At 66.5% G+C, this 22911-nt stretch carries 22 protein-coding genes; 12 read left to right on the forward strand and 10 right to left on the reverse strand.

What is annotated here, in order from left to right; all coding sequences use genetic code 11:
• Nucleotides 1–45: 45 nt before the first annotated feature.
• The 4 genes from AC1RT8_RS22635 to AC1RT8_RS22650 form a co-directional block, all read right to left on the reverse strand.
• Nucleotides 46–831 (reverse strand): Coq4 family protein, encoded by a 786-nt coding sequence (locus AC1RT8_RS22635; protein ID WP_493078570.1) that lies wholly within the window; start codon nucleotides 829–831, stop codon nucleotides 46–48.
• Between the two features lie 51 nt (nucleotides 832–882).
• The gene (locus AC1RT8_RS22640; protein WP_493078571.1) at nucleotides 883–1785 is read right to left on the reverse strand and encodes an alpha/beta hydrolase; all 903 of its coding nucleotides are present in this window, start codon (nucleotides 1783–1785) and stop codon (nucleotides 883–885) included.
• Nucleotides 1782–2894, reverse strand: a complete 1113-nt coding sequence (gene dnaN / locus AC1RT8_RS22645; protein WP_493078573.1) for a DNA polymerase III subunit beta — start codon at nucleotides 2892–2894, stop codon at nucleotides 1782–1784. Before dnaN ends, AC1RT8_RS22640 begins: the two co-directional genes overlap by 4 nt.
• Before the next feature lie 144 nt (nucleotides 2895–3038).
• A complete protein-coding gene (locus AC1RT8_RS22650) occupies nucleotides 3039–3650 on the reverse strand; it encodes an outer membrane protein (protein ID WP_493078575.1) in 612 nt (203 codons plus the stop codon).
• A gap of 137 nt (nucleotides 3651–3787) precedes the next feature.
• Here AC1RT8_RS22650 and AC1RT8_RS22655 point away from each other — a divergent pair, with 137 nt between their 5' ends.
• Both AC1RT8_RS22655 and AC1RT8_RS22660 read left to right on the forward strand, forming a co-directional pair.
• Nucleotides 3788–4444, forward strand: a complete 657-nt coding sequence (locus AC1RT8_RS22655) for a histidine phosphatase family protein (RefSeq protein WP_493078577.1) — start codon at nucleotides 3788–3790, stop codon at nucleotides 4442–4444.
• Complete coding sequence (locus tag AC1RT8_RS22660; protein WP_493078579.1) at nucleotides 4441–4920, forward strand: hypothetical protein; 480 nt, start codon at nucleotides 4441–4443, stop codon at nucleotides 4918–4920. Before AC1RT8_RS22655 ends, AC1RT8_RS22660 begins: the two co-directional genes overlap by 4 nt.
• A 191-nt stretch (nucleotides 4921–5111) precedes the next feature.
• Here the strand turns inward: AC1RT8_RS22660 and AC1RT8_RS22665 are convergent, their stop codons facing one another.
• Nucleotides 5112–5990: a LysR family transcriptional regulator gene (locus AC1RT8_RS22665; protein WP_493078581.1), complete on the reverse strand. Its 879-nt coding sequence runs from the start codon at nucleotides 5988–5990 to the stop codon at nucleotides 5112–5114.
• Nucleotides 5991–6079: 89 nt separating this feature from the next.
• On the opposite strand from AC1RT8_RS22665, the gene AC1RT8_RS22670 reads away from it, so the two are divergent.
• Genes AC1RT8_RS22670 through AC1RT8_RS22680 form a run of 3 tightly spaced genes read left to right on the forward strand, consistent with a single transcriptional unit; the run spans nucleotide 6080 to nucleotide 9027 of the window.
• Nucleotides 6080–7075, forward strand: a complete 996-nt coding sequence (locus AC1RT8_RS22670) for an NAD-dependent epimerase/dehydratase family protein (protein ID WP_493078583.1) — start codon at nucleotides 6080–6082, stop codon at nucleotides 7073–7075.
• 16 nt (nucleotides 7076–7091) lie between these two features.
• Nucleotides 7092–8276 (forward strand): dual-specificity RNA methyltransferase RlmN, encoded by a 1185-nt coding sequence (gene rlmN, locus AC1RT8_RS22675; RefSeq protein ID WP_493078585.1) that lies wholly within the window; start codon nucleotides 7092–7094, stop codon nucleotides 8274–8276.
• Nucleotides 8269–9027: a sulfite exporter TauE/SafE family protein gene (locus AC1RT8_RS22680; protein ID WP_493078586.1), complete on the forward strand. Its 759-nt coding sequence runs from the start codon at nucleotides 8269–8271 to the stop codon at nucleotides 9025–9027. The genes rlmN and AC1RT8_RS22680 overlap by 8 nt, the downstream gene beginning before the upstream one ends.
• On the opposite strand, the gene AC1RT8_RS22685 is transcribed toward AC1RT8_RS22680, so the two are convergent.
• Nucleotides 9018–9638 carry a DUF6445 family protein gene (locus AC1RT8_RS22685; RefSeq protein WP_493078587.1) on the reverse strand — a complete coding sequence of 207 codons (621 nt, stop codon included), beginning with the start codon at nucleotides 9636–9638 and terminating at the stop codon, nucleotides 9018–9020. The genes AC1RT8_RS22680 and AC1RT8_RS22685 overlap by 10 nt on opposite strands.
• Nucleotides 9639–10182: 544 nt before the next feature.
• On the opposite strand from AC1RT8_RS22685, the gene AC1RT8_RS22690 reads away from it, so the two are divergent.
• Genes AC1RT8_RS22690 through AC1RT8_RS22700 form a run of 3 tightly spaced genes read left to right on the forward strand, consistent with a single transcriptional unit; the run spans nucleotide 10183 to nucleotide 12941 of the window.
• Nucleotides 10183–10923 (forward strand): cytochrome b/b6 domain-containing protein, encoded by a 741-nt coding sequence (locus tag AC1RT8_RS22690; RefSeq protein WP_493078589.1) that lies wholly within the window; start codon nucleotides 10183–10185, stop codon nucleotides 10921–10923.
• Complete coding sequence (locus tag AC1RT8_RS22695; protein ID WP_493078590.1) at nucleotides 10920–11681, forward strand: molybdopterin-dependent oxidoreductase; 762 nt, start codon at nucleotides 10920–10922, stop codon at nucleotides 11679–11681. Before AC1RT8_RS22690 ends, AC1RT8_RS22695 begins: the two co-directional genes overlap by 4 nt.
• 18 nt (nucleotides 11682–11699) lie before the next feature.
• The gene (locus tag AC1RT8_RS22700) at nucleotides 11700–12941 is read left to right on the forward strand and encodes a class I SAM-dependent methyltransferase (protein ID WP_493078592.1); all 1242 of its coding nucleotides are present in this window, start codon (nucleotides 11700–11702) and stop codon (nucleotides 12939–12941) included.
• Here the strand turns inward: AC1RT8_RS22700 and AC1RT8_RS22705 are convergent.
• The gene (locus AC1RT8_RS22705; protein WP_493078594.1) at nucleotides 12932–13345 is read right to left on the reverse strand and encodes a DUF1801 domain-containing protein; all 414 of its coding nucleotides are present in this window, start codon (nucleotides 13343–13345) and stop codon (nucleotides 12932–12934) included. The genes AC1RT8_RS22700 and AC1RT8_RS22705 overlap by 10 nt on opposite strands.
• A 71-nt stretch (nucleotides 13346–13416) precedes the next feature.
• Here AC1RT8_RS22705 and AC1RT8_RS22710 point away from each other — a divergent pair, with 71 nt between their 5' ends.
• The 4 genes from AC1RT8_RS22710 (at nucleotide 13417) to AC1RT8_RS22725 (ending at nucleotide 19563) form a co-directional block, all read left to right on the forward strand.
• Nucleotides 13417–14742 (forward strand): MATE family efflux transporter, encoded by a 1326-nt coding sequence (locus AC1RT8_RS22710; protein WP_493078595.1) that lies wholly within the window; start codon nucleotides 13417–13419, stop codon nucleotides 14740–14742.
• A gap of 39 nt (nucleotides 14743–14781) precedes the next feature.
• Nucleotides 14782–16002 carry an argininosuccinate synthase gene (locus tag AC1RT8_RS22715; protein ID WP_493078597.1) on the forward strand — a complete coding sequence of 407 codons (1221 nt, stop codon included), beginning with the start codon at nucleotides 14782–14784 and terminating at the stop codon, nucleotides 16000–16002.
• Nucleotides 16003–16080: 78 nt separating this feature from the next.
• Nucleotides 16081–17838, forward strand: coding sequence for a hypothetical protein (locus tag AC1RT8_RS22720; protein ID WP_493078599.1), 1758 nt, complete (start codon nucleotides 16081–16083; stop codon nucleotides 17836–17838).
• A 9-nt stretch (nucleotides 17839–17847) separates the two neighbouring features.
• Nucleotides 17848–19563, forward strand: a complete 1716-nt coding sequence (locus AC1RT8_RS22725) for a hypothetical protein (RefSeq protein WP_493078600.1) — start codon at nucleotides 17848–17850, stop codon at nucleotides 19561–19563.
• Here the strand turns inward: AC1RT8_RS22725 and AC1RT8_RS22730 are convergent.
• From AC1RT8_RS22730 to AC1RT8_RS22740, 3 genes are read right to left on the reverse strand one after another with little or no spacing between them, the layout of a single operon-like run.
• Entirely contained in the window at nucleotides 19463–20602 is a 1140-nt protein-coding gene (locus AC1RT8_RS22730) for a GNAT family N-acetyltransferase (protein WP_493078602.1), read from the reverse strand. The genes AC1RT8_RS22725 and AC1RT8_RS22730 overlap by 101 nt on opposite strands.
• Before the next feature lie 5 nt (nucleotides 20603–20607).
• Nucleotides 20608–22008, reverse strand: a complete 1401-nt coding sequence (locus AC1RT8_RS22735) for a glycosyltransferase family protein (RefSeq protein ID WP_493078604.1) — start codon at nucleotides 22006–22008, stop codon at nucleotides 20608–20610.
• Nucleotides 22005–22910 (reverse strand): flagellar motor protein MotB, encoded by a 906-nt coding sequence (locus AC1RT8_RS22740; RefSeq protein ID WP_493078606.1) that lies wholly within the window; start codon nucleotides 22908–22910, stop codon nucleotides 22005–22007. Before AC1RT8_RS22740 ends, AC1RT8_RS22735 begins: the two co-directional genes overlap by 4 nt.
• Nucleotide 22911 lies beyond the last annotated feature (1 nt).

Raw genomic sequence — 22911 nt, forward strand, 5'->3', positions numbered from 1 at the left:
CCAGCGCCTTAGCCCAGTTCGTGCCCGGCTAGCGAGTGCTCCGGGTCAGGCGGCGAGCTGCTCCGCCGCGGCCTTCTCCTTGGGCGCGCTGAGATAGGAAGCGAGTTCCGCCCCCAGCTCGCGTTGCGCATGCAGATAGGCGGTCGGGGTCGGGATGCCGAGCCGGGCGCGCGCCGCGTCGAGCGGCTCGTGCATCAATGCCAGATAATCCTCGCCCGAGATCCACTTCGCCTTGCGACCGTTGCGATAGCCCTCGATCACGGCCCTGGCGAACAGCGTGTTGCCGGTGACGCGCAGGCTTTTCAGCGCGGCGGCCCCGCCGATGAACGCCCAGCCGAGCCCGCCGACCTGGGCATAGCTGAACGCGACCAGGGCCGCCTCGCCCATGCTTTCGTCGGCCTTGTAGCCGGTCAGCACGTGCCAGATGTCGTGCGTGTCGCGGGTCCGCCGCCCGAACCAGGCATAGGGATGGAGCATGTCCTCCTCGCGGTTGATCTTGCTGATATCCGCAAGGCCATCGGCGGAATAGCCGGTCGTCTCGAGAAAAGTGCGATAGGCGGCACCGACCGTGCCCGGCGCGAACGACGCGACAAAGGCCTTGTCGACGAAACGCTCGGCCAGCTCGACCCGCTCATAGGCCATCCGCCCGCCCTCTTCGGTGGCGATGAATCGGCCGTAATTCTTCGCCGTGCTGCCGACATTGAGCGCACGCATGATGCGGAACACCTGAGTCGTGTCGTCGCCATTGGCGAGCAGCTTGCGGATCGCGTCGAACGCGGTCCGCCAGTCGCGACGTCCGGTAGTACCGGGGAAGGGAGGAAGCTTTGCCATCGACTCGATCCTTACTGACAAGAGTGTCAATAACTCGATAATCGATCAGGGTCAAGCCGGATGCGGCGCGCCGATCGTTCGGGTGAGGAAGGACAGCAGAATCGCGCGATAGGCCGGCGTCGCCACGCCGGAGACTGCGGCATGGTCGAGCCCGGTGGCCCACCATAGCTGTTTCGGGCCCGGCGCCGCGTCGAACAGCGCGCGCGTTTCGGCCGGCGGGGTATAGCGATCGGCGGTTCCGCCGACGACAAGCACTGGTCCGCGATAGGCCGGGAGCGCCGTAATCGGTGACAGGCCGTCGGGTCCGACCCCAAAACGCGGAAGTGCCTGGAAACTCAGCATCGGCTCCAGCACGATACCGGCCCAATGCCCCGCGACCGCGCCAATCCGGTTGCGGATCGCGCGGCGGATATCGGGATAGACCGCCTGCAGGACCATGGCATCGGCCGGGACCGGACCGACTGACCCGATCAGCGCGGCAGCCCCGCCAAGCGAGATGCCGATGACGGCGATTTTGCCGCCCTGCTGCCGATGCTTCAGCCAGGCAAAGGCTGCGTGCGCATCAGTCGATTCGGCATAGCCGAAGCTGTGCGAACGCATGGTCGATTGGCCGTGACCGCGGAAGTCGATCGCCAGGACGGCAAAACCCTGTGCCGCGAGCCATGCCGCAGTCGGTTCCATCGCCGCGCGCGAAGCACCATTGCCGTGCAGCAGCAATATCGCTGGACCATTCGGACGTGCGCCGGGCCGGTAGGTGGCGGCGAGAACCACGCCATCGCTCGTGTGAAGCTGGACGTCGCGTGCCGGCGCGATGGCGGGCGGGACAGGCGACGGCGTGGGTCGCACCATCAGCGAGCCGAGCGCCCAGCTGACGGCAAGTCCGGCAATGATCAGAACGGCCAGCAGGATCGGCCAGCGCCTCAGGCGCCGCGTGCCGATCCTCCTCGCGGTCACACCCGCATCGGCATCAATACGTACAGCGCGGACGACTTGTCGTTCTCGCGGATCAGGGTCGGCGCGGCGGCATCGGCGAGGTGGACCTCGATCGTGTCGCCATCGAGCTGGCCGAGAATGTCGAGCAGATAGCGGCTGTTGAAGCCGATCTCGAACGGCATCGCGGCATAATCGCCCGGCACTTCTTCGGCGGCGGTGCCGTTTTCGGGGCTCGTCACCGAGAGTGTAATCTTGTCGCGGTCGAGCGCCATCTTAACGGCACGCGTCTTCTCGGTCGCGATGGTCGAGACTCGGTCCACGCCTTCCTCGAAGCTGCGCGGATCGATCTTCAGGATCTTGTCGTTGCCGGTCGGGATCACGCGGCTGTAATCCGGGAAAGTACCGTCGATCAGCTTCGACGTCAGCAGCGCCTGGCCCAGATCGAAGCGGATCTTGGTCGGCGACAGCGACACGCCGACCGATCCGTCGATCTCGTCGAGCAGCTTGCGCAACTCCGCCACGCATTTCCGCGGGATGATCACGTCGGGCATGCCCTCGGCGCCGTCGGGGCGCGGCATGGTCACGCGGGCGAGGCGGTGGCCATCGGTCGCGGCCGCCTTCAGCACGGGTTGGGGATCGTCCGAGACGTGCCAGAAGATGCCGTTGAGATAATAACGCGTCTCTTCGGTCGAGATGGCGAAGCGGGTCTTGTCGATGATCTGCTTCAAGGTTTCGGCGGGCAGCTCGAACGAGACGGGCAGCTCGCCTTCGGCGATCACCGGGAAATCGTCGCGCGGCAGGGTGCCGAGCTGGAACTTGGCGCGGCCGGCCATGATCGTCATCTTGCCATCGGCGGCGGCGAGGCTGACCTGGCTGCCCTCGGGCAGCTTCCGCGCGATGTCGAACAGGGTGTGGGCTGAAACGGTGGTCGCCCCGGGCTGGTCGACCGCGGCGGAGACGGTCTCGTTGATCTGCAAATCCAGATCGGTCGCCATCAGCTTCAGCCCGCCGTCCGACGTCGCTTCGATCAGCACGTTGGACAGGATCGGGATCGTGTTCCGGCGCTCGACCACCGACTGGACGTGGCTGAGGCCCTTCAACAATGTCGCGCGTTCGATCGTCGCCTTCATCTCATTCCCCCGGGCCGCCGCCCATTTCTTTCCCTCCGAGCATGCGCACCGGGGGCAATTCGCCGTCTCCTTTCCTTAACGATAAAAGGGGCCGGGGCAAGCGCCCCGACCCCTTGTTTTACGCCTGTAAACAGACGGATTGTGTCAGAAACGATAGCCGACGCCGGCCAGCACCTGATTGCGGTTGGCATCGATGTCGTAATCGTCGGCCTTGCCATAATGCGAGTAGCGATATTCCGCCTTCACATAGGCTCGCGGCGTGACGTTGTATTCCACACCGGCGCCGAGGCGATAACCGTCAAGGTTGGTGTGATCCTCGATCCGCGCCGTGCCGACGGTGTAGTCGGTGTTGACCCGTGCGTTGGTGTAGCCGGCCTTGCCGTAGATCAGCGCGCGGGGCGACGCGACGAAGCCGATGCGGCCGCCGACATAGAGATCGCGACCGGCGCTGACGCGGATGCGGTCGCCGGCGGTCAGGACGTCACTGGCACGGACCTTGGTGGTCGATCCGGTGATCTCACCGTCGACGCCGAGCACGACGCCGCCGACCTGCGCATCATAGCCGAGCGCGCCGCCATAGACGAAGCCGTCCTTGCCGGTCGAATTGTCATCGCCGCTGCTGAGATTGTCGTAGCCGCCAAGCGCTTCGACACGCACGCCGGTGAAGGGGGCCTTTTCCGAATCCTGGGCGAAGGCGGGGGCTGCCAGGCCAAGGCCGAGAGCGGCGGTGGCGGCGGTGAGAACAAGCTTACGCATAACGATGACTCCATTGGACATCCCGGCGGTGTTGAGCCGGGAAGGGGGAAATAGGCGTGCGCGGCAGAGGTTGCATGAACCTCAGATAAACAAGGAAATCCGTTGCTTTTGCGCCACACGGGGTTGAAATGCGGCCCATGGATTCCAAGGCAGCGGGCGGCCCGAGACGACGGGGCAGGGACTTTATCGCGCGGCACGGCGAGACCGTGTTCAACATCGCCGGAAGATTGCAGGGCGACCATCTCCATACGCCGCTGACCCGCGCCGGATTCGCCCAGGCCGACGAAATGGGCCGGGCGTTGCGCGTTGAACTCGGCGCGAAACCGGCGCTCACCCTGTGGGCGTCATCGACTGGCCGGGCGTTGCAGACCCTTGCGGTGATCTGCGAGCATCTCGAGCTCGACTGGCACCAGGCGAAGACCGATGCGCGCCTCATCGAGATCGGCATGGGAAGCTGGGGCGGACGCTATTACACCGATGTCGTGGCGGAAGTCGGACCGGTCTTCGATCCGGTCCACCAGATGCTGGCGCCGGCGCCCGACGGCGAAGTCTATCATCAGATCGTCGAGCGCGTCTCCGGCTGGCTGGCCGATACGGACGGCGATCCGGGCGACCGACTGGTGATCATGCACGGCATCTCGAGCCGGGTGATGCGCGGGGTGATGACCGGCGCGCCGGATATTCCCGGGCTTGGCGCCCCTGCCGCGCCGGGCCTGACGCAAGGCTCGGTCGTGATGATCGAAGCCGGCATTGAGACAATCGTCCACACCGGTACCGGCTATTCTCCGGCATGAAACGGGCGCTGTTCCTGCTCCTGGTGACGGCCGCACCGGCCGCGGCGCGCGATTCGCTCGGCATCTTCGACAATTGGGGCGCCTTCAGCGACGCGTCGCCCCGGCGCTGCTTCGCCATCGCCGAGCCGGTCAGGCCGAGCCGCGCGGCTGGCTGGCGGCCTTTCGCCAGCATCGCGACCTGGCCGGGCCAGGCGGCGCGCAACCAGCTCCATATCCGTCTCAGCCGCGAACGCGATCCGCGCGCCCGGGTGACCCTGTCGGTCGGGGAGCGCCGCTTCGAACTGGTCGCCGGCAATGCCGATGCCTGGGCGCCTGACGCGCGCACCGACGCGGCGGTCGTCGCGGCGATCAGGTCGGGCCGGAGCATGAGCGTCGAGACGCTTGGCAAGGGTGGCCAGCCCTTTGCCGATGTCTATCCGCTGCGCGGCGCGGCGACCGCGATCGATGCCGCGACCCTTGGCTGCGCACGGAAATAGGGGCGACTTTCTCTTCCTCTCCTTTGGGAGAGGATACGGAGACTTGAGAGCGAAGCGATCTAGTCGGAGTTGGAGAGGGGCTCCGGGAGCTATCGATAGCTCCCGGAGCCCCTCTCCAACTGCAGCTAGGCAGCAAGCTGCCAAGCTTTCGTATCCTCTCCCACTGGAGAGGATGAGCTGCCTGGCGCGCCTCACGCGAGATAGTCGATCATCCCTTCGGCGAGGTGGTCGAAGGTCGCCCTGATCCGCGCCACCCCGCGCATGTCCTCGTGCATCACCACCCAGGTCTCGAGATCCAGGTCGAACGCGCCCGGCATCACACGGACAAGCGCCGGATCGCGCGCGGCGAGCGGGACCTGGCAGATGCCGATGCCGATACCGGCGCGAATCGCGGCGAGCTGGGCGAGATCGCTGTCGCTGCGGAAGATGAAATCCTCATGGCCGATCGCGTAACGCGCCTGAAGGGTACGCAGCACCGCATTGTCGTGCTCGACCCCGATGATGCCGATCGCCCGGAGCTCGTCCAATGTCCGCGGCGTCCCATGGACCGCGAGATAATCGGCCCGCGCATGCAGCCCCAGCGGCACCGCGCCGATGCGTCGGGCGACCAAGGCGTTCTGGGTCGGGCGGACCATGCGGATCGCGATATCGGCCTCGCGCCGCAGCATGTCCTCGTTGCGGTTGCTGGGGGAGAGTTCGAGCACCAGCCCGGGATGCACGCGGCGCAGCGACGCGAGGATCGGCGGCAGCACTTCGACCGCGATCACTTCGCTCGCCGAGATGCGCACCGTGCCGGCAATCTCCCGCGCGCCCGCCGATCCGGCGCGGACAAAGGCATCGGCCGCCATTGCCATCGCCTCGGCATGGTCGCGCAGCGCATGCGCCGCCTCGGTCGGCGACAACCCGCCGGCAGAACGCGTGAACAGTGGCACGCCGAGCGTCGCCTCCAGCTCCTCGATCCGCCGCCGCACTGTCGGTTGCGCGACCGACAGCGCTCGCGCCGCCGCGGAAAGGCTGCCCTCGCGAAGCACGGCGAGAAAGGCGCGCTGGCGTTCCCAGTCGATACTCATCAAAAATGTATAGGCCGGCTATACATCCCTGACAATTTTCAATGAGGCCTGGCCGCCGCATATCGCCGCCATCAACAAAGGAGGCGATGATGGCGAACGGAAAGACGGCCCTGGTACTCGGCGCGACGGGTGGCGTCGGCGGCGAGACGGCACGGGCGCTGATCGCGCATGGCTGGACGGTGCGGGGCCTGACCCGCGCGCCCCGCACGAGCCATGACGGTATCGAGTGGATCATCGGCGATGCGCTCGATCGCGATGCGGTGCTGCAGGCGGCTAAGGGCGCCTCGGCGATCGTCCATGCGGTGAACCCGCCGGGTTATCGCGACTGGGAAAGGCTGGTGATGCCGATGCTCCACAACAGCATCGCGGCGGCCGAAAGCGTGGGCGCGCGGCTGGCGCTGCCGGGCACGATCTATAATTACGATCCGCGCTCGGTGCCTGTCGCGGTCGAGGATACGCCCCAGCGACCCAACACGAAAAAAGGCGCATGGCGAGTCGAGATGGAGCGCGCGGTCGAGGCGGCGTGCGGCCGCGGCATGCGAGCGGTGATCCTGCGCGCCGGCGATTTCTTCGGGCCTCGGCCGGGCAATAGCTGGCTGTCACAGGGCCTGATCACGCCCGGCAAGCCGGTCAAGCGGGTGATGTATCCGGGCGCGCGGGGCGTCGGCCATGCTTGGGCCTTTCTGCCCGATGTCGCTGAGACCTTCGCGCGCCTGCTCGATCGTGATGGGGATCTGCCGGCCTTTGCCCGATATCATTTTCGCGGCGTCTGGGACGGCGACGGCACCGTCATCGTCGAGGCGATCCGCGCCGCCATGGGCAATCCGGGCATCAAGCAGGGTGGCTTCCCCTGGGCGCTGCTGCCGTTGATCGCGCCCTTCAACGCCACGATGCGCGAGATGATCGAGATGCACCCCTTCTGGCAGAATCCGTTGGCGCTGGACAATCGCGCATTGGTCGAGATGCTGGGCGAGGAGCCGCATACGCCGCTGATCGAAGCGATGGCGGCGACCCTTCACGCGCTGGGGTGCGGGGGTGGAGTAGAAAAAGGCGGGGAAATCGCCTATGTGCACCGCCATGCTTGATATCCCGACGCACTCCATGCCCATTCCCGGGCACATCGACCCCGTGCCCGTCCCCCGCGCGCCCACCCTGCGCGAGGACGGCAAGGTCGATCTGATCGGCCTGCCGCGCGAGGCGATCCGTGCCGCGCTGGAAGAGGCGGGCATGGAGCCGAAACAGGCCAAGCTGCGCGCCAAGCAGCTGTGGCACTGGATGTACAATCGCGGCGTGATCGAGTTCACCGCGATGACCGACATCTCCAAGACCCAGCATCCCTGGTTCGCCGAGCGCTTCGTGATCGGCCGGCCGGAGGTGGTCGAGGCGCAGGTCTCGACCGACGGCACGCGCAAATGGCTGCTGCGCTCGCCCGACGGGCAGGATTACGAGATGGTGTTCATCCCCGACGCCGATCGGGGAACCTTGTGCGTGTCGAGCCAGGTCGGCTGCACGCTCAACTGCCGCTTCTGCCACACCGGCACGATGCGGCTGGTGCGCAACCTGACGGCGGGCGAGATCGTCGGCCAGGTGATGCTCGCGCGCGACGGTCTCGGCGAATGGCCGAGCCAGCCCGAGGGGCGCATGCTCACCAACATCGTGATGATGGGCATGGGCGAGCCGCTCTATAATTTCGACGCGGTGCGCGATGCGCTGAAGCTGGTGATGGACGGCGATGGGCTTGCTTTGTCGAAGCGCCGCATCACCCTCTCGACCTCGGGCGTGGTGCCGATGATGGCGCGCGCGGGCGCGGAGATCGGCGTGAACCTCGCGGTCTCGCTCCACGCCGTGACCAAGGAGGTCCGCGACGAGATCGTGCCGATCAACCGGAAATACGGCATCGAGGAGCTGCTCCAGGCCTGTGCCGATTATCCCGGCGCCAACAATGCCCGGCGCATCACGTTCGAATATGTGATGCTCCGCGACAAGAACGACAGCGACGCCGACGCGCATGAGCTGGTCCGGCTGATCCGCCATTACCGCCTGCCCGCCAAGGTGAACCTCATTCCGTTCAACCCCTGGCCAGGCGCGCCGTATGAATGCTCGACGCCGGAGCGGATCCGCAGCTTCTCGAGCATCATCTTCGAAGCGGGCATCTCGGCCCCGGTGCGCACCCCGCGCGGCCGCGACATCGACGCCGCCTGCGGCCAGCTGAAGACCGCGTCCGAGAAGAAGAGCCGCGCCGAGCTGGATCGTCAGGCGGAGGAAAAGCTGGCGGCGCTTGGCTGATCTGTCCGGGTTGGGGTTCGCGGTCGGTGCCGGGCTGCTGGCCGGCGCGATGAATGCGCTTGCCGGGGGCGGCACCTTCGCGACGATGCCGACCTTGATCGCGCTTGGCCTGCCCTCGCCCGTCGCCAACGCGACGAGCAACGTCGCGCTCCAGCCCGGGCTCGGCGCCAGCGCCTGGGCTTACCGGAAGGACCTCGCGCCGCTCGCCGGCTTCGGCATGCCGGTGCTCGCGGTGATCACCTTCGCCGGTGGCCTTGCGGGCAGCCTGTTGCTCGTCGCAACGCCGGCGCGGCTGTTCGATGTGGTCGTGCCCTGGTTGCTGCTGCTCGCCACGATCGTGCTCGCTTTCGGCCAGCGCGCCGCGGTGGCGCTGCACCGACGCGTCACGATCGGCCCGAAGACGCTGATCGTCGCGCAGGTGCTGCTCGGCATCTATGGCGGCTATTTCGGGGGCGGCGTCGGGCTGATGATGACCGCGGCGTTCGGCCTGCTCGCGCATCAGGAGCCGCACAGGATGGCCGGCGCACGCACCCTGATGGTCGCGACCGCCAATGCGGCGGCGGCGCTGATCTTCATCATCGCCGGCATGGTGCGTTGGATCTACTGCATCCCGATGCTGATCGGCGCGATCGTCGGCGGCTATCTGGGCGCGCGGCTGGGGCAGATCCTGCCGCCGCTCGCGATCAGGATCTGGACCCTGCTGATCACCGCGGTGACCACCGCCGTCTTCTTCTGGCGCGCCTATGCCTGAGCGGCGGGCGCTGCGGCGAAGAACATCAGATGGACCAGCCGGCCATTCTCCGGCCGGTCGCCGAAGGGCGCGCCCGCATTGTGGAACATCCAGGGGCTGAGCAGGATCAGCCGGTTGAAGCGCATCGGCACCGTCATGGTCTTTTCCCAGCGCGACGGCTTCAGCGTGTCCTGGTTGACCACTTCCTCGATCAGCCGGTTGATGTCGGTATAGCCGGCGGCGAACAGGCCTGCCTCGGTCTGCGGTACGCGCTCCAGCCCGGTCGGGCGGTGGCTGAAGAAATCGGTGCCGCCGCGGCAATGCTCGGGCAGCGAGAGATAGAGGATGCCCGAATAGAAGCACGGGTCGATATGGACGCCGCTCGCGCCCTTGTCGCCCTTCAGGGTCAGGCGGCAATGCTGGTGCGTCGTCCCCGCCGCCGGCTGCAACCGCACGCCGGCGCGGGTCGACACCGCATCGTCGAGACCGGCGATCGGTAGCGGCCGGGTGGAGAGAAGGCCCGGGTAATTGCCCTTCTTGAAGGCCGGATCGTAATCGAGCGCTAGCGCCTGGGCGCGGAAGGCCAGCGGATCGCGCAGGAAATCATCGATGACGATCAGCGACGGCAGCATCGCCCCGGCATGGCAGATTTGCTGCCGCCGGGGAACCGTCCTCCCCGCCTCGATTCACTTCCTCCCGCATCCCTGCTGAAATCCCCGCCGGCGCGCGATCGAGGCGTTCCGTCGGGAGTCGCAGCGCGATGAATATATTTTCGGCCTCAAGTAAAGTACGAAGAAAAAACCATAGGGGTCGCGGAAACGGCGAAGATAAATGACAATAAGATCGCAATATGTTGGCGCGACGTTGGCGACGATTCACCAGTATCGGTGCGGAGGTCAACTTGCCGCCGACAATAATGGCGGCGCACGCGTCAAATATGGGTCGATTCCGGGCCGCAGGGAAGTGGGTCGCATAAATCAGCCAATATTTGCCGGAAATCCGCGGGCGGCTGCGGATTCCAACACGAGGTGTTCGCCGTTACTGGTTCCGGTGCTGGCGGCGGCCCGCCGCGACTTGCCCACCCGATTGGTGAAACCTGCGACGGTCCGGGCCGGCAGCGCTATCCGGCGCGCGATTGCGGTTCTACAATGCGCCCCGGGAGGATATGCAGCCGCCATGGACGACGCACCCCTATCCCCCGAGGCCAAGGCCGCAGAGCCGGTGCGGGTGATCTACCGGTACAATCTCGCGACGCGGCTGTGGCACTGGGTCAACGCGGTCACGATCTTCATCCTGCTCGGCAGCGGGCTGATGATCTTCAACGCACACCCGCATCTCTATTGGGGGAATTACGGCGCCAATTACGATCACGCCTGGCTCACTTTGCCGCAATGGCCTGGCTGGTTGACCATCCCGGCAAGCTACAATCTCGCGATCGCCCGGCGCTGGCATTTGCTGTTCGCGCTGGTGTTCGGCTTCGGCCTGCTCCTGTTCATGGTGGCGAGCCTGATCAACCGGCATTTCCAACGCGACCTGCGTGTCCGCATGGCCGACCTCAAACCGCGGAACCTGGGCCACGATCTGCGCGAGCATATCGCGTTGCGCTTCCACGACCCGGAGAATCCGCGCGCGTTCAACATCTTCCAGAAGCTGTCCTATGTACTGGTGATCTTCGTGCTGATCCCGCTGATGATCCTGACCGGGCTGACCATGTCGCCCGGCATGAACGCCGCCTTGCCCTGGCTGCTCGACCTGTTCGGCGGACGGCAATCGGCGCGCTCGATCCATTTCATCGTCGCAGGCGCGCTGACCGGTTTCATCATCGTCCATCTCGCGCTCGTGATCATCGCGGGAGCATGGAACGAGGTGCGATCGATGATCACCGGCCGCTGGACCGTGCCGGAGGATGAGGCATGAGCCGGATCATCACCCGCCGCGCCTTGATCACCAGCGCGGCGATCGGCGGCGCCGGTCTGCTCGCCGGGTGCGATCAGGTCGCGAACGACCCGAGCTTCCGCAAGATCCTGTTCTCCGGCGAGAAGATGAACCTTGGGCTGCAGCGCGCGCTGATGAACCGCGACGCCCTCGCCCCGGAATTCCGCCCCGACCAGATGTCGCCGCGCTTCCGCACCAACGGCACGCGCAATCCCAACACGCCTGACTACACCGCGATGCTGGCGGAGCGATTCGCCCATTGGCGGCTCCACGTGGGCGGGCTGGTCACGCGGCCGCTCAGCCTGTCGCTGGCGCAGATCCGGGCGATCCCGGCGCGAACCCAGATCACCCGGCACGATTGCGTCGAGGGGTGGAGCGCGATCGGCAAATGGCATGGGCCGATGCTCGGCACGATCCTCAAGGCGGCGGGGCTCCGGTCCGACGCGCGCTATATCGTGTTCACCTGCGCCGACCTGTTCAGGGGGAAGAATTATTACGAATCGATCGACGTGATCGATGCCTTCCACCCCCAGACCATTCTTGCCTGGGCGATGAACGATGCGGTGCTCGATGTCGGGCACGGCGCGCCGCTCCGCCTCAGGGTCGAGCGCCAGCTCGGCTACAAGCACGCGAAATATGTCATGCGCATCGACGCGGTCGCCTCGCTCGCCGGAATCGGCAAGGGAAAAGGAGGCTATTGGGAGGACAATGTAGATTACGATTGGTATGCGGGCATCTGATTGTTAGTGGCCCCTTATATGGCTCTGATCGATCGATTCCTCGCCGCCCGCGTGAAGCGCGGACAGCTTACCGTCCATCACGCCAACGGCACCGTCCGGGTGTTCGGCAAGCCCGATCCAGATCCGGATTTCCCGGACGTGACGATTCGCTTCACCGACAATGGCGCGGCGAACTTCATCGTCCGCAATCCCAGCCTCGGCGCGGGCGAGGCCTATATGCAGGGCCGGCTGGCGGTCGATGGCGAGGACATCATGGGACTCGTCCAGCTGATGACCGCCAACGACCTGTGGGAAGACGGCCTTGGCGGGCTCCATCCCAGCCGCGCCCGCCGTGCGGTAGCGGCCGTCACGCATCGCATCAACCGCGTCAACATGGCGCGCCGGTCGAAGAAGAATGTCGCGCACCATTATGATCTGAGCGATCGGCTCTACGACCTCTTTCTCGACGCCGACCGCCAGTATAGCTGCGCCTATTTCACGAATCCGACGAACAGCCTGGAGCAGGCTCAGGCCGACAAGAAAGCGCATATCGCCGCCAAGTTGGCGCTGAAGCCGGGCATGACCGTGCTCGACATCGGCTGCGGCTGGGGCGGCATGGCGCTCTATCTCCACGAGAAGACGGGGGCCGAAGTGCTCGGCGTCACCCTGTCGGAAGAGCAGCTCAAGGTCGCCCGCCGCCGCGCCGAGGAGGCCGGCGTTGCCGACAAGGTGAAGTTCGAGCTGATCGATTACCGCCATGTCACGGGCAAGTTCGACCGGATCGTCTCGGTCGGCATGTTCGAACATGTCGGCCCGGCGCATTACCGCACCTTCTTCAAGCAGTGCCGCAGCCTGCTGACCGATGACGGCGTGATGCTGCTCCATACCATTGGCCGTGCCGGCGCGCCGGGCGTAACCGACGACTGGACCGCGAAATATATCTTCCCGGGCGGCTACAACCCGGCCCTGTCGGAGATCGCCCGGGCGCAGGAGGGGCTCCGCTTCTTCCTCACCGACGTCGAGGTACTGCGGCTGCATTATTCCTACACGCTCGATCACTGGTACGAGCGCACCGTCGCCGCGCGCGACGCGATCGTCGCGCTGTATGACGAGCCCTTCTACCGCATGTGGCAATTCTACCTGGCCGGCGCGTCCTGCGCGTTCCGCTATGGCGGCATGGTCAATTACCAGCTGCAATATGCCAAGAACCGCCACGCCCTGCCGATCACGCGCGATTACATGATCGAGGCCGAGCGGGCGATGCGGACGCCTCAGGCCTGAGCGGATTCGTACGCCCAGGATCGGGCGATCAGATCCTCCAGCACGGCCATGTCCACATCGGCGAGCTTCCTGATGTAGAGGCAGCTCTTGCCGGTCGAATGCTTGCCGAGCTTCGCCAGCAGCGCATCGCGGCCTGGCATGCTGACGGAGAGGTAGAGTACGAGTTGTGGCTTGCGCGGCGAGAAGGCGATCTGAGGCATGTCGCCTTCGTGACCGCTCTCGTAGCGATAATGCAGCGCGCCGAAACCGATGATCGACGGACCCCACATTACCGGCGGCTCGCCGGTGATGCGCGTCATCATGTCGAGCAGGACACGCCCGTCGGCGCGGCGCTGTTCGGGGTCGACCTTCGCCAGAAAGGCGTCGACGCTCACATCGGTCGGCTTGGTCTTGTTCTCCGGCATAGCGGCATCCCATCCGAGTCGTCGGGGCAAGAGGCTAGCGCCGCGGCCAGCCCCTGCCTATCCGGACGCGCATGACCACGCCGCTGACCCGTCGCGCGATCTTCGCCCAGGCCTGGCCGATCATGCTCGGCCAGACGACCGTGCCGCTGGTCGGGCTGGTCGATACCGCCGTGATCGGGAGGACCGGCGACGCCGCCGCGCTCGCGGGGGTCGCGCTCGGCACGGTCGTGATCAACATGATCTTCTGGACCTTCGGCTTTCTGCGCATGGGCATGACCGGGATGACCGCGCAGGCCGAAGGGGCGGGCGACGCGCCCGAGGTCGAGGCGATGCTGCTGCGTGGCGTCGTGGCGGGGTTCGTACTGGGCGCGGCGCTGTTCGCGCTCCAGATCGTGCTGATCCCGCTGGCGCTCGAGACGATGGCAGGTGGCGGCGCGCTCGACGCGGCGGCACAGGGCTATGTCAGCGCGCGCTTCTTCGGGGCGCCGGCCAGCCTCGCGGTGTTCGCGATCAACGGCTGGCTGCTCGGCCTGGGCCGGACGCGGTCGGCACTGGCGCTTCAGATCGTGATGAACCTGGTCAACATCGCGCTCGACCTGTTGTTCGTCTGGCATTTCCATCTGGGCGCGCGCGGCGTCGGGCTTGGCACCGCCTGTGCCGAATGGATCTCGCTTGCCGTCGGGCTGGTGATTGCGGGGGGCGGCGTGGACTGGCGCCGCATGCTCTCGCCCGCCTTGTTCGGCGGCGGGGCGCTCAAACGGCTGTTCGCGGTCAATGCCGACATCATGGTCCGCACCATCGCGCTCCTCTTGCTGTTCCTCTGGTTCACCAATGCCGGCGCGCGGCTCGGCGAGACGGCGCTCGCCGCGAATTACGTGCTGCTGCAGTTCGTCAGCGTTTCCGCCTTCGTGCTCGATGGCTTCGCCTTCACCGCCGAATCGCGGGTCGGCCAGGCGATCGGCGCCCGGTCGCGCCCGGCGATGGTGCGGGCGATCCGGCTGACCGGCGAATTCTCGCTGCTGGCGGGAATCGGTTTCGCCCTGATCTTCTTCGCGGCGGGCCCGGCGTTGATCGCCTTTTTCGCGACCAATCCGGACGTGCGCGCGCAGGCGATGGCCTTGCTGCCCTTTGCCGCGATCATCCCTGCAATCGGAGTGCCCGCCTGGCTGCTCGACGGCATCTTCATCGGCGCGACCAGGGGCAAGGCGCTCCGCAACGCTGCGATTCTGGCGACTGCGCTGTACATTGCGACCGACCTGCTGTTCCGGCCCTTCGGCGAGAGCGGCATCTGGTGGGCCTTCATGGCGAGCTATCTCTACCGCGCCGTGACGCTCGGGGCGCATCTGCCCGGGTTGCTGAGGACCATCGAGGTTGCGGAACCGGCCAACGGACCCTAGAGCGCGGGCCGATTTCCCAGCATCCTCGGAGCCGCTTTCATGACCGACAAGATCAACCGCGTCGTCCTCGCCTATTCGGGCGGGCTGGACACCAGCGTGATCCTGAAATGGCTCCAGCAGACCTATCAGTGTGAGGTGGTGACCTTCACCGCCGATCTCGGTCAGGGCGAGGAGCTCGAGCCGGCGCGCCGCAAGGCCGAAGCGGCCGGCGTGAAGCCGGAACACATCTTCATCGACGATCTGCGCGAGGAGTTCGTCGGCAATTATGTCTTCCCGATGATGCGCGCCAATGCGCTGTACGAGGGACTGTATCTGCTCGGCACCTCGATCGCCCGGCCGCTGATCGCCAAGCGCCAGATCGAGATCGCCAAGCTGGTCAATGCCGACGCGGTCAGCCATGGCGCGACCGGCAAGGGCAACGACCAGGTCCGCTTCGAGCTCGGCTATTATGCGCTCGCGCCCGACATCAAGGTGATCGCGCCGTGGCGCGAATGGGACCTGACCAGCCGCACCCGCCTGATCGAATTCGCCGAACAGCATCAGATCCAGGTGTCGAAGGACAAGCGCGGAGAGGCACCCTTCTCGACCGACGCGAACATTCTGCACACCTCGTCCGAGGGCAAGGTGCTCGAGGATCCGTGGGAGGAAGTGCCCGACTATGTCTATTCGCGCACCGTCAATCCGGAGGACGCGCCCGACAGCCCTGAATTCATCACGATCGATTTCGAGCGCGGCGACGGCGTCGCGGTCAATGGCGAGGCGATGAGCCCGGCGACCCTGCTCGCCAAGCTCAACGATCTCGGCCGCAAGCACGGCATCGGCCGGCTTGACCTGGTCGAGAACCGTTTCGTCGGCATGAAGTCGCGTGGCATGTACGAGACGCCGGGCGGCACCATCTATTATCTCGCGCATCGCGGCATCGAGCAGCTCACGCTCGATCGCGGCGCGGCGCATCTCAAGGACGAGCTGGCGCCGCGTTACGCCGAGCTGATCTATAACGGCTTCTGGTTCTCGCCCGAGCGCGAGATGCTCCAGGCCGCGATCGACCATAGTCAGGAAAAGGTGGCGGGCACCGTCCGGCTGAAGCTCTACAAGGGCGGGGTCTATGTGGTCGGCCGCAAGTCGCCCAATTCGCTCTATTCGGAGAAGGTCGTAACCTTCGAGGACGATCAGGGCGCCTATGATCAGCGCGACGCAGCAGGCTTCATCAAGCTCAACGCGCTGCGCCTGCGTCTGCTCGGGCGTCGCGACCGGGATTAACCCAGATCGGGTAACGTCCATTGCGGACCTATCGCTGCCCCTAACCCCGCCTTAACCTGACTTCGCTAGCCCCTTGGCATGGGGACAGGCACCGAACGACGGCTGGTCTATGGCGACGCGCTCGTGGCGATCCTGCTCGCCTGCCTGCTCGCTGCCGCATGGGCGTTCCGCGACTGGCACCAGCTCTCGGCGCTGCGCCTGCCCGATACCGACGATGTCATGCGCCTGCAGCAGATCCGCGACTGGCTGGCGGGGCAGCGCTTCAACGATCTGGCGCAGCACCGGCTGGGCGAGGCGCCCGGCCTGGCGATGCACTGGTCGCGCCTGCCCGATCTGGTGCCGGGCGCGATCATCGCCCTGCTGACGCCGTGGCTCGGCGCACACCAGGCGGAGACCGTCGCGGTAGTCACCTGGCCGACCGCCCTGTTCGCAGCTGCCCTGTTCCTCGTCGCGCGCATCGCGCGGGCGATCGGCGGCCCGGGCGTCGCGCGCACCGCCATCGTGGTCGCTGCGATCGCCTATCCGGCGACGACGATCTTTCTGCCCGGACGGATCGACCATCACGGCCTGCAGATCGTGCTGCTGCTGCTGGTCGTCCGTACCCTGATCAGCCCGCCCACCTTGGGACATGGCCTCACCGCGGGGCTCGCCGCTGCGGCCAGCCTGGTGATCGGCATGGAGACGGCGCCCCTGCTTGCCGCGGCCGGCCTCGCCATGGCCGGCGAATGGCTGTTCGCCAGGCACGCCGCCGACGACCGGATGATGGGGTTCGGCATCGCGCTCGGCGCCGGGTTGCTCGGTGCGTCGATCGTCTTCAAGACCAGTCAATGGGGTTATCCCGGTTGCGACGGCTTCACCGCCACGGCATGGCGCGGCGCGGTCATCGCCGCCTTTGCGCCGATGCTGATGGCGCTGGCCGCGCGCGACTTCACCAGACCGGCGATGCGGGCGATGCTCGCGCTGCTGGTTGCCGGGGTGATCGGCGCCGGCGTGATCGCGGTCGCCCCGCAATGCCTGCAGCCCTATGCCATGGTCGATCCGATGCTCGCCCGGTTATGGCTGGGCAAGGTCGGCGAGGCGCAACCGCTGTTCACCGCGCCTATCGGCGTGGCGATCGGCTATGCCGGGGTGATGCTGGCCGGCATCACGGCGACCGCCTGGCGGCTCCATGTGACCCGCGATGCGCGCTGGATCGCGCTGCTGATCGTCCAGCTCGCGGCGTTCGGCCTGACCTGTTTCCAGTTGCGCGGCGCCTATGCCGGGGCAATGCTGGCCGCGCCCGCGCTGGCCGCGGTGATCGCCGCGGCGCGGAGCCGCGGCACTGCCTGGCTGGCCGGCGCATGGCTCGCCTCAGCCGGCATGCTCTATCCGCTCGCAGCCGATGCGTTGACCCCGCGCCAGACGGTGCGGAGCAGCAAGCCGCCGGCGGGAAGCTGCACCTCGCCCGAGGCGCTGGCGACGATCGCCAAATTGCCGTCAGGCAGGCTGCTCGCACCGCTCGATCTCGGCGCCTATGCGCTGGCGGCGACCCGCCTCGACGTGGTGGGGGCGCCCTATCATCGCAACAATGCGGGCAATCTCGCCGTCTATAGTTTCTTCCTGCGTACGCCCGAGGATGCGGCGACGATCGCCCGTGGGTGGCACGTCAACTATGTCGCGCTTTGCCCCGACAGCTTCACTGAATTGGGCGATGACGCGGCCGGCGGACTCCAACTGGTCAACCAGCTTCGTGCCGGCCGGCATCCGGCCTGGCTCCGCCCCATCGCGGTCGCCCCTGCGGGGCTTGCGCTATACCGCGTCGAACCCGGCTTGTTTACGCAGCCCGCAACGCGGTAAGGCCCACCCATGCTGGGGGATATCGACAGGCTGCACTGGTGGCAGACACGCTGGTTCGTTGCGCTGGCGGCGTTCGTCGCGATCATCCCGCTGCTCAAGCCCGAAATTCCGCCTTTGGTCGACCTGCCCGGCCATCTCGGGCGCTACCGGGTCCAGCTTGACATGCATCAGGTGCCCTGGCTGGGCGAATGGTATAATTTCAGCTGGCAGCTGATCGGCAATCTCGGGATCGATATATTGATCATCCCGCTGGCCAAGCTGGTCGGGCTCGAGATGGCGGTGAAGCTGATCGTCATCACCATCCCGGCGCTGACGGTGACAGGGTTCCTGTGGATCGCCCGCGAGGTGCATGGCCGCATCCCCGCGACTGCCCTGTTCGCACTGCCGATCGCCTACAGCTATCCCTTCCATTTCGGCTTCGTGAACTTCGCGCTGGCGATGGCGCTCGCGCTCAACATGTTCGCTTTGTGGCTGCGGCTTGCGCGGCTCGGTAGATTCAGGCTGCGCGCCGCCATCTTCATCCCGCTCTCCTGCGCGCTGTGGGTCTGCCACACCTTTGGCTGGGGCGTGCTCGGCGTGCTCGCCTTCTCGGCGGAGATGGTGCGCCAGCACGACAAGGGCCATCGCTGGCTCAATGCCTGGGTCCGGGCGGGTCTGGGCTGCCTGCCGCTCGCGCTGCCGATGGTGCTGATGGTGATGTGGCGCAGCGGCCATCATGTCGGCGGCGAGACCGGCGACTGGTTCAACTGGCGCGCCAAGATCATGTGGCTGACCATGGTCCTGAAGGACCGCTGGCAGCTGTTCGACATCGCCTCGGGCGCGATCCTCTATCTGATCCTGTTCAAGGGTTTCCGCGATCCGACGATCGAATATTCGCGCAATCTCGGCCTGTCGGCCCTGTTCCTGCTGGCGGTGTTCATCCTGCTGCCCCGGATCGTGTTCGGATCCGCCTATGCCGATATGCGGCTCGCGCCGTTCATGATCGGCATCGCGGTGATCGCGCTACGCCCGCGCCGGGGCGTGCCGATCCGCCATGCCGCGACCCTCGCGCTGCTCGGCCTCAGCTTCTTCCTCGTCCGGATGGGCGCGACGACGGTGAGCTTCTGGCTGTTCGACCGGACCTATGAGCGCGAATTGAAGGCGCTCGACCATATCCCCGTCGGCGCCAAGATGGTCAGCTTCGTTGGTACCGAATGCCGGCCGTCCTGGTTCATGACCCGGCTCGAGCATCTGCCCGCGATCGCGCTCGTGCGGAAGCTCGCCTATACCAACGATCAATGGTCGATGGCGGGTGCGCAGTTGCTGACCACGCGCTATGCGCCGGCGCGCAATTTCGCGCATGACGCGTCGCAGATCGTGACCGAGAAATATTGCCGGGGCGAATGGTGGCGGACGATCTCGCTGTCGCTGGCGCGCTTCCCACGCGATGCGTTCGACTATGTCTGGCTTATCCAGCCACCGCCCTACGATCCGAAATACAATGCGGGGCTGGTCGAGGTCTGGCGCGACGGGACGAGCGTGCTGTTCCGCGTCGACCACAAGGTGACGCCGCCGCCAGTGCCGTTGTTCCCGGAGGAGATACGGGCGCTGGAAATCCGCGCGCGGCGGCAAGCCCTTGAACGGCTCAGGGCCCTCGGCGGAACGGCGTCGCCTCTCCCAGCCACGCCCGGTCCGACGCCACTGCCTGCCGCTCCTGCTCCAGGAAATGCCCGACCGCCTTCCTGAAGCCGGGATCGGGGAGGTAATGGGCCGACCAGGTCGGCTCGGGCACATAGCCGCGCGCCAGCTTGTGCTCGCCCTGCGCGCCGGCCTCGACCGTCTTCAACCCGAGCGCGATCGCGGCGTCGATCGCCTGATAATAGCAGAGCTCGAAATGGAGGAAGGGCACCTCCTCGGTGCAGCCCCAATAGCGGCCATAGAGCGTGTCGGCGCCGATCAGATTGAGCGCGCCGGCGATCGGGCGGCCGTTCCGCTCGGCGAGGATTAGCAGCACCTTGTCGGCCATGCGCTCGCCGAGCAATGAGAAGAAGGCGCGCGTGAGATAGGGCCTGCCCCATTTGCGCGATCCGGTGTCCTGGTAGAAAACCCAGAAGGCGTCCCAGTCGGCTTCGGTGATGGCGCCGCCGGTCATATGGCGGATGGTCAGGCCCTCGACGGCGTGGCTGCGTTCCTTGCGGATCGCCTTGCGCTTGCGGCTGGCCAACTCGCCCAGGAAATCGTCGAACCCGGCAAAACCCTGATTGTGCCAGTGGAACTGGGTGCCGGCGCGGATCAGCCAGCCGGCCGCCTCGAAAGACGCTAGCTGCTCGGGCGCGATGAAGGTGACATGGGCGGAGGAGAGATTGTGCCGGTCCGTGATCGTCTCGATCGAGGCGATCAGAGCGGGTGCCAGGCCGTCGTCGCGCAGCAGCAGGCGCGGGCCCGGCGCCGGGGTGAAGGGCACGGCCACCTGAAGCTTCGGGTAATAGCGCCCGCCCGCCCGTTCCCAGGCATCGGCCCAGCCATGATCGAAGACATATTCGCCCTGACTATGGCTCTTGCCATAGGCCGGGGCGATCGCGGCCGGCCTGCCGTCCGCGCCGTCGATCACGATCGGGATCGGTTGCCAGCCGGTCCCGGCGACGGCGCTTTCCGATTCCTCGAGGATCGAGAGGAAATCATGAGTCACGAAGGGGTTGGTCGTGCCGGAGCACGCATTCCAGTCCTCGGCCCGGATCGAGGAGACGCCGTCGGCGATTCGGGCGGTAACGGCGGACTTGCTCACCTGACCTAACTAGGCGTGACCACTCCGCTTTCCAACCGCGGTGCGATCATTCCGCAGACGAGCAGCAGCAGGAACGGGGTGACGAATTCGCGGTGGCGCTCGCTGAATTCGAACCACACGCCGAACAGCATCAATTGGACCAGGCAGGCGGCGATCAGCAGCAACAGGGTGCCGGTGCCGGGCATGCGGCGCAGCCGGGCCGCCACCGCGCTGCTGCCGAGCAGGGCGACATGAGCGAGGTGCGAGAAGGGCACCAGCGCCGCCGCGATCGTCGCGGGCAGCGGTGGCTGCATCGCGACGAGCCGGCTGATGCCGAATGCGCCGACACCGCATGCACGGAGGAACTTGGTGATCGTCAGCCGGACGAAAGCGCCCGGATTCGCCCTGATCCACTCCACCGCGATCGCGCCGATGCGCTTGCTGTAGACGATTTCGGGCAGGCCGCGCAGATGCTCGGGTGGGGGCAGCCAGTTGCCGGTCGCGTCGGGATTGTTGCCGATCCACAGGCTGGCCCCGCCCGCGCTGGTCAGGGGCATGAACACGCCAAAGATCAGCCAGTTGCGGATCCACCAGGGCAGCATCACCAGTAGCGCGACGCATGCGGCGCGCAGGCCGGCGAGCAGGATCGGGAGGAAGCCCGCCTGGCCGATCAGGCACAGCCCGAACAAGGCAGCGAGCGGTGCCTGGCCCGGCTGGGTCAACGCGAGCAGGGCTGCCGGCACGCCGATCTTGACCGCGTCGCGCCAGTGGCGGTGGTCGCGGTTCAGCCAGGCGAGCGCCAGCGCCAGGATCAGAAAGGCGCACAGCCCCTCCTTCTGCGCGAGCGGGGCCGAAAACAGCACCGAGGGCCAGACGAGGTAGAGCCAGGCGGCGCCGCGCCCGGCGCCCGGGCTGCCGAGCCGCCGGCCGAGCTGGACGATCAGCGATGCCGCGCCGAGATCGATCGCGGTGCCGAGGAACAGCACCGACGCCGTGGAAAAACCGGCGATCGAGCCCCATCCCGCGAGCAGGAAGGAATAGAAGGGCGGGAACAGGGCGCGCCAATAACCGCCGAAATACTGGTCGTAGATGCCATATTCGTCGCGGATCAACAGACCCTTGGCGAGCAGCAGATAGGCATTGGGGTCGCCGCCCGATCCGCGATGGACGGAGAGCAGGGCGAAGGCGAGGCGCAGCGCGATCGCCGCCACGGCGAGGACCGCGAGCCATCGGCGTGTCGGCCGCTCGCGCAGCAATGGCAGGCCCAGGCCGGCGATGGCGACCCACAGCAGCAGGACGCCGATGCCGGCGAGGGAAAAGCCCCAGCGCCCGATCACGCCGGGCGCCGAGAACAGGCCGTAGAGACACAGGACCGCGAGGATCGCCTGGATCGCCAGCCGCACCGGCTTGGGCGCGGCGGCAGTCATTCGCCGAACGCGGTGGCGCGGTAGAGCAGGGTTATGGCGACCCGGCGGTTGCGCGGATCGGTTGCATTGTCCTGGATCATCGGCTCGCGGTCGGCGACGCCCTCGATCCGGTTGAAGCGCGCTTCCGGAATGCCGCCATTCGCCAGCCGCCGCCGCGTCGCCTCGGCGCGGCCGCTGGAGAGCATCCAGTTGTTCATCGCCAGCGGATCGCCGTAACCCAGGCTGTCGGTATGGCCGCGGATCATGATCGGGTTGGTCATGTCCTTGATCGATTCGGCGATCAGCCCGATCAGCTTCGACGCTTCGGGGTCGAGCATGGTCGTGCCCAGGCCGAACATCGAATAATCGGCGTCGTCGATCAGGTCGACGCGCAGGCCGTTCTGGGTGCGCACGAAGCGGACATGCGATGCCAGCTTGGACAGTTTCGCGCTTTTCGACATCGCGAAGGAGACCTGTCGGCGCATCTTCTCGAAATTCTGCCGGTCCTCGGCGGCGAGCACTGCCTTGTTCTTCAAGGTGCCCTTCTGGCCGGTACCGACCTGGTCGCCGCCAAGCGATTCGACCGGGATGGTCATCGAGCGCGTGCCGGTCTGCGACGCCTTGTGCGGATAATTGTCTTTGTCGGTGATCGACGAGCCGCCGAACATGCCGTTCGAACCGGCGCTGTTCTGCTTCATCTGCACCAGGGTCGGCGCGAAATAATCGGCCAGCGCCTTGCGCTGCTTCTCATTGGTCGCGCCGAGCAGCCACATCAGCAGGAAGAAGGCCATCATCGCCGTCACGAAATCGGCATAGGCGACCTTCCAGGCGCCGCCGTGATGCCCGCCATGCCCTTCGACATAGATCTTCCTGTAGATGATTTTCGGCGGCTGGTTGCTGCCGTGCGGCGCACGCGCTGCCATG

It is taken from the genome of Sphingomonas sp. GW821-FHT10F11, from assembly GCF_058809095.1.

What these genes read in the sequence shown, in the direction of transcription:
- AC1RT8_RS22740 (WP_493078606.1), bottom strand. Translation starts at nt 22,910, where the DNA reads ATGGCAGCGCGTGCGCCGCACGGCAGCAACCAGCCGCCGAAAATCATC.
- AC1RT8_RS22650 (WP_493078575.1), bottom strand. Translation starts at nt 3,650, where the DNA reads ATGCGTAAGCTTGTTCTCACCGCCGCCACCGCCGCTCTCGGCCTTGGC.
- AC1RT8_RS22700 (WP_493078592.1), top strand. Translation starts at nt 11,700, where the DNA reads ATGGCTCTGATCGATCGATTCCTCGCCGCCCGCGTGAAGCGCGGACAG.
- AC1RT8_RS22720 (WP_493078599.1), top strand. Translation starts at nt 16,081, where the DNA reads ATGGGGACAGGCACCGAACGACGGCTGGTCTATGGCGACGCGCTCGTG.
- AC1RT8_RS22635 (WP_493078570.1), bottom strand. Translation starts at nt 831, where the DNA reads ATGGCAAAGCTTCCTCCCTTCCCCGGTACTACCGGACGTCGCGACTGG.
- AC1RT8_RS22670 (WP_493078583.1), top strand. Translation starts at nt 6,080, where the DNA reads ATGGCGAACGGAAAGACGGCCCTGGTACTCGGCGCGACGGGTGGCGTC.
- AC1RT8_RS22715 (WP_493078597.1), top strand. Translation starts at nt 14,782, where the DNA reads ATGACCGACAAGATCAACCGCGTCGTCCTCGCCTATTCGGGCGGGCTG.
- rlmN (WP_493078585.1), top strand. Translation starts at nt 7,092, where the DNA reads ATGCCCATTCCCGGGCACATCGACCCCGTGCCCGTCCCCCGCGCGCCC.
- dnaN (WP_493078573.1), bottom strand. Translation starts at nt 2,894, where the DNA reads ATGAAGGCGACGATCGAACGCGCGACATTGTTGAAGGGCCTCAGCCAC.
- AC1RT8_RS22655 (WP_493078577.1), top strand. Translation starts at nt 3,788, where the DNA reads ATGGATTCCAAGGCAGCGGGCGGCCCGAGACGACGGGGCAGGGACTTT.
- AC1RT8_RS22665 (WP_493078581.1), bottom strand. Translation starts at nt 5,990, where the DNA reads ATGAGTATCGACTGGGAACGCCAGCGCGCCTTTCTCGCCGTGCTTCGC.
- AC1RT8_RS22690 (WP_493078589.1), top strand. Translation starts at nt 10,183, where the DNA reads ATGGACGACGCACCCCTATCCCCCGAGGCCAAGGCCGCAGAGCCGGTG.
- AC1RT8_RS22725 (WP_493078600.1), top strand. Translation starts at nt 17,848, where the DNA reads ATGCTGGGGGATATCGACAGGCTGCACTGGTGGCAGACACGCTGGTTC.
- AC1RT8_RS22660 (WP_493078579.1), top strand. Translation starts at nt 4,441, where the DNA reads ATGAAACGGGCGCTGTTCCTGCTCCTGGTGACGGCCGCACCGGCCGCG.
- AC1RT8_RS22705 (WP_493078594.1), bottom strand. Translation starts at nt 13,345, where the DNA reads ATGCCGGAGAACAAGACCAAGCCGACCGATGTGAGCGTCGACGCCTTT.
- AC1RT8_RS22710 (WP_493078595.1), top strand. Translation starts at nt 13,417, where the DNA reads ATGACCACGCCGCTGACCCGTCGCGCGATCTTCGCCCAGGCCTGGCCG.
- AC1RT8_RS22685 (WP_493078587.1), bottom strand. Translation starts at nt 9,638, where the DNA reads ATGCTGCCGTCGCTGATCGTCATCGATGATTTCCTGCGCGATCCGCTG.
- AC1RT8_RS22735 (WP_493078604.1), bottom strand. Translation starts at nt 22,008, where the DNA reads ATGACTGCCGCCGCGCCCAAGCCGGTGCGGCTGGCGATCCAGGCGATC.
- AC1RT8_RS22695 (WP_493078590.1), top strand. Translation starts at nt 10,920, where the DNA reads ATGAGCCGGATCATCACCCGCCGCGCCTTGATCACCAGCGCGGCGATC.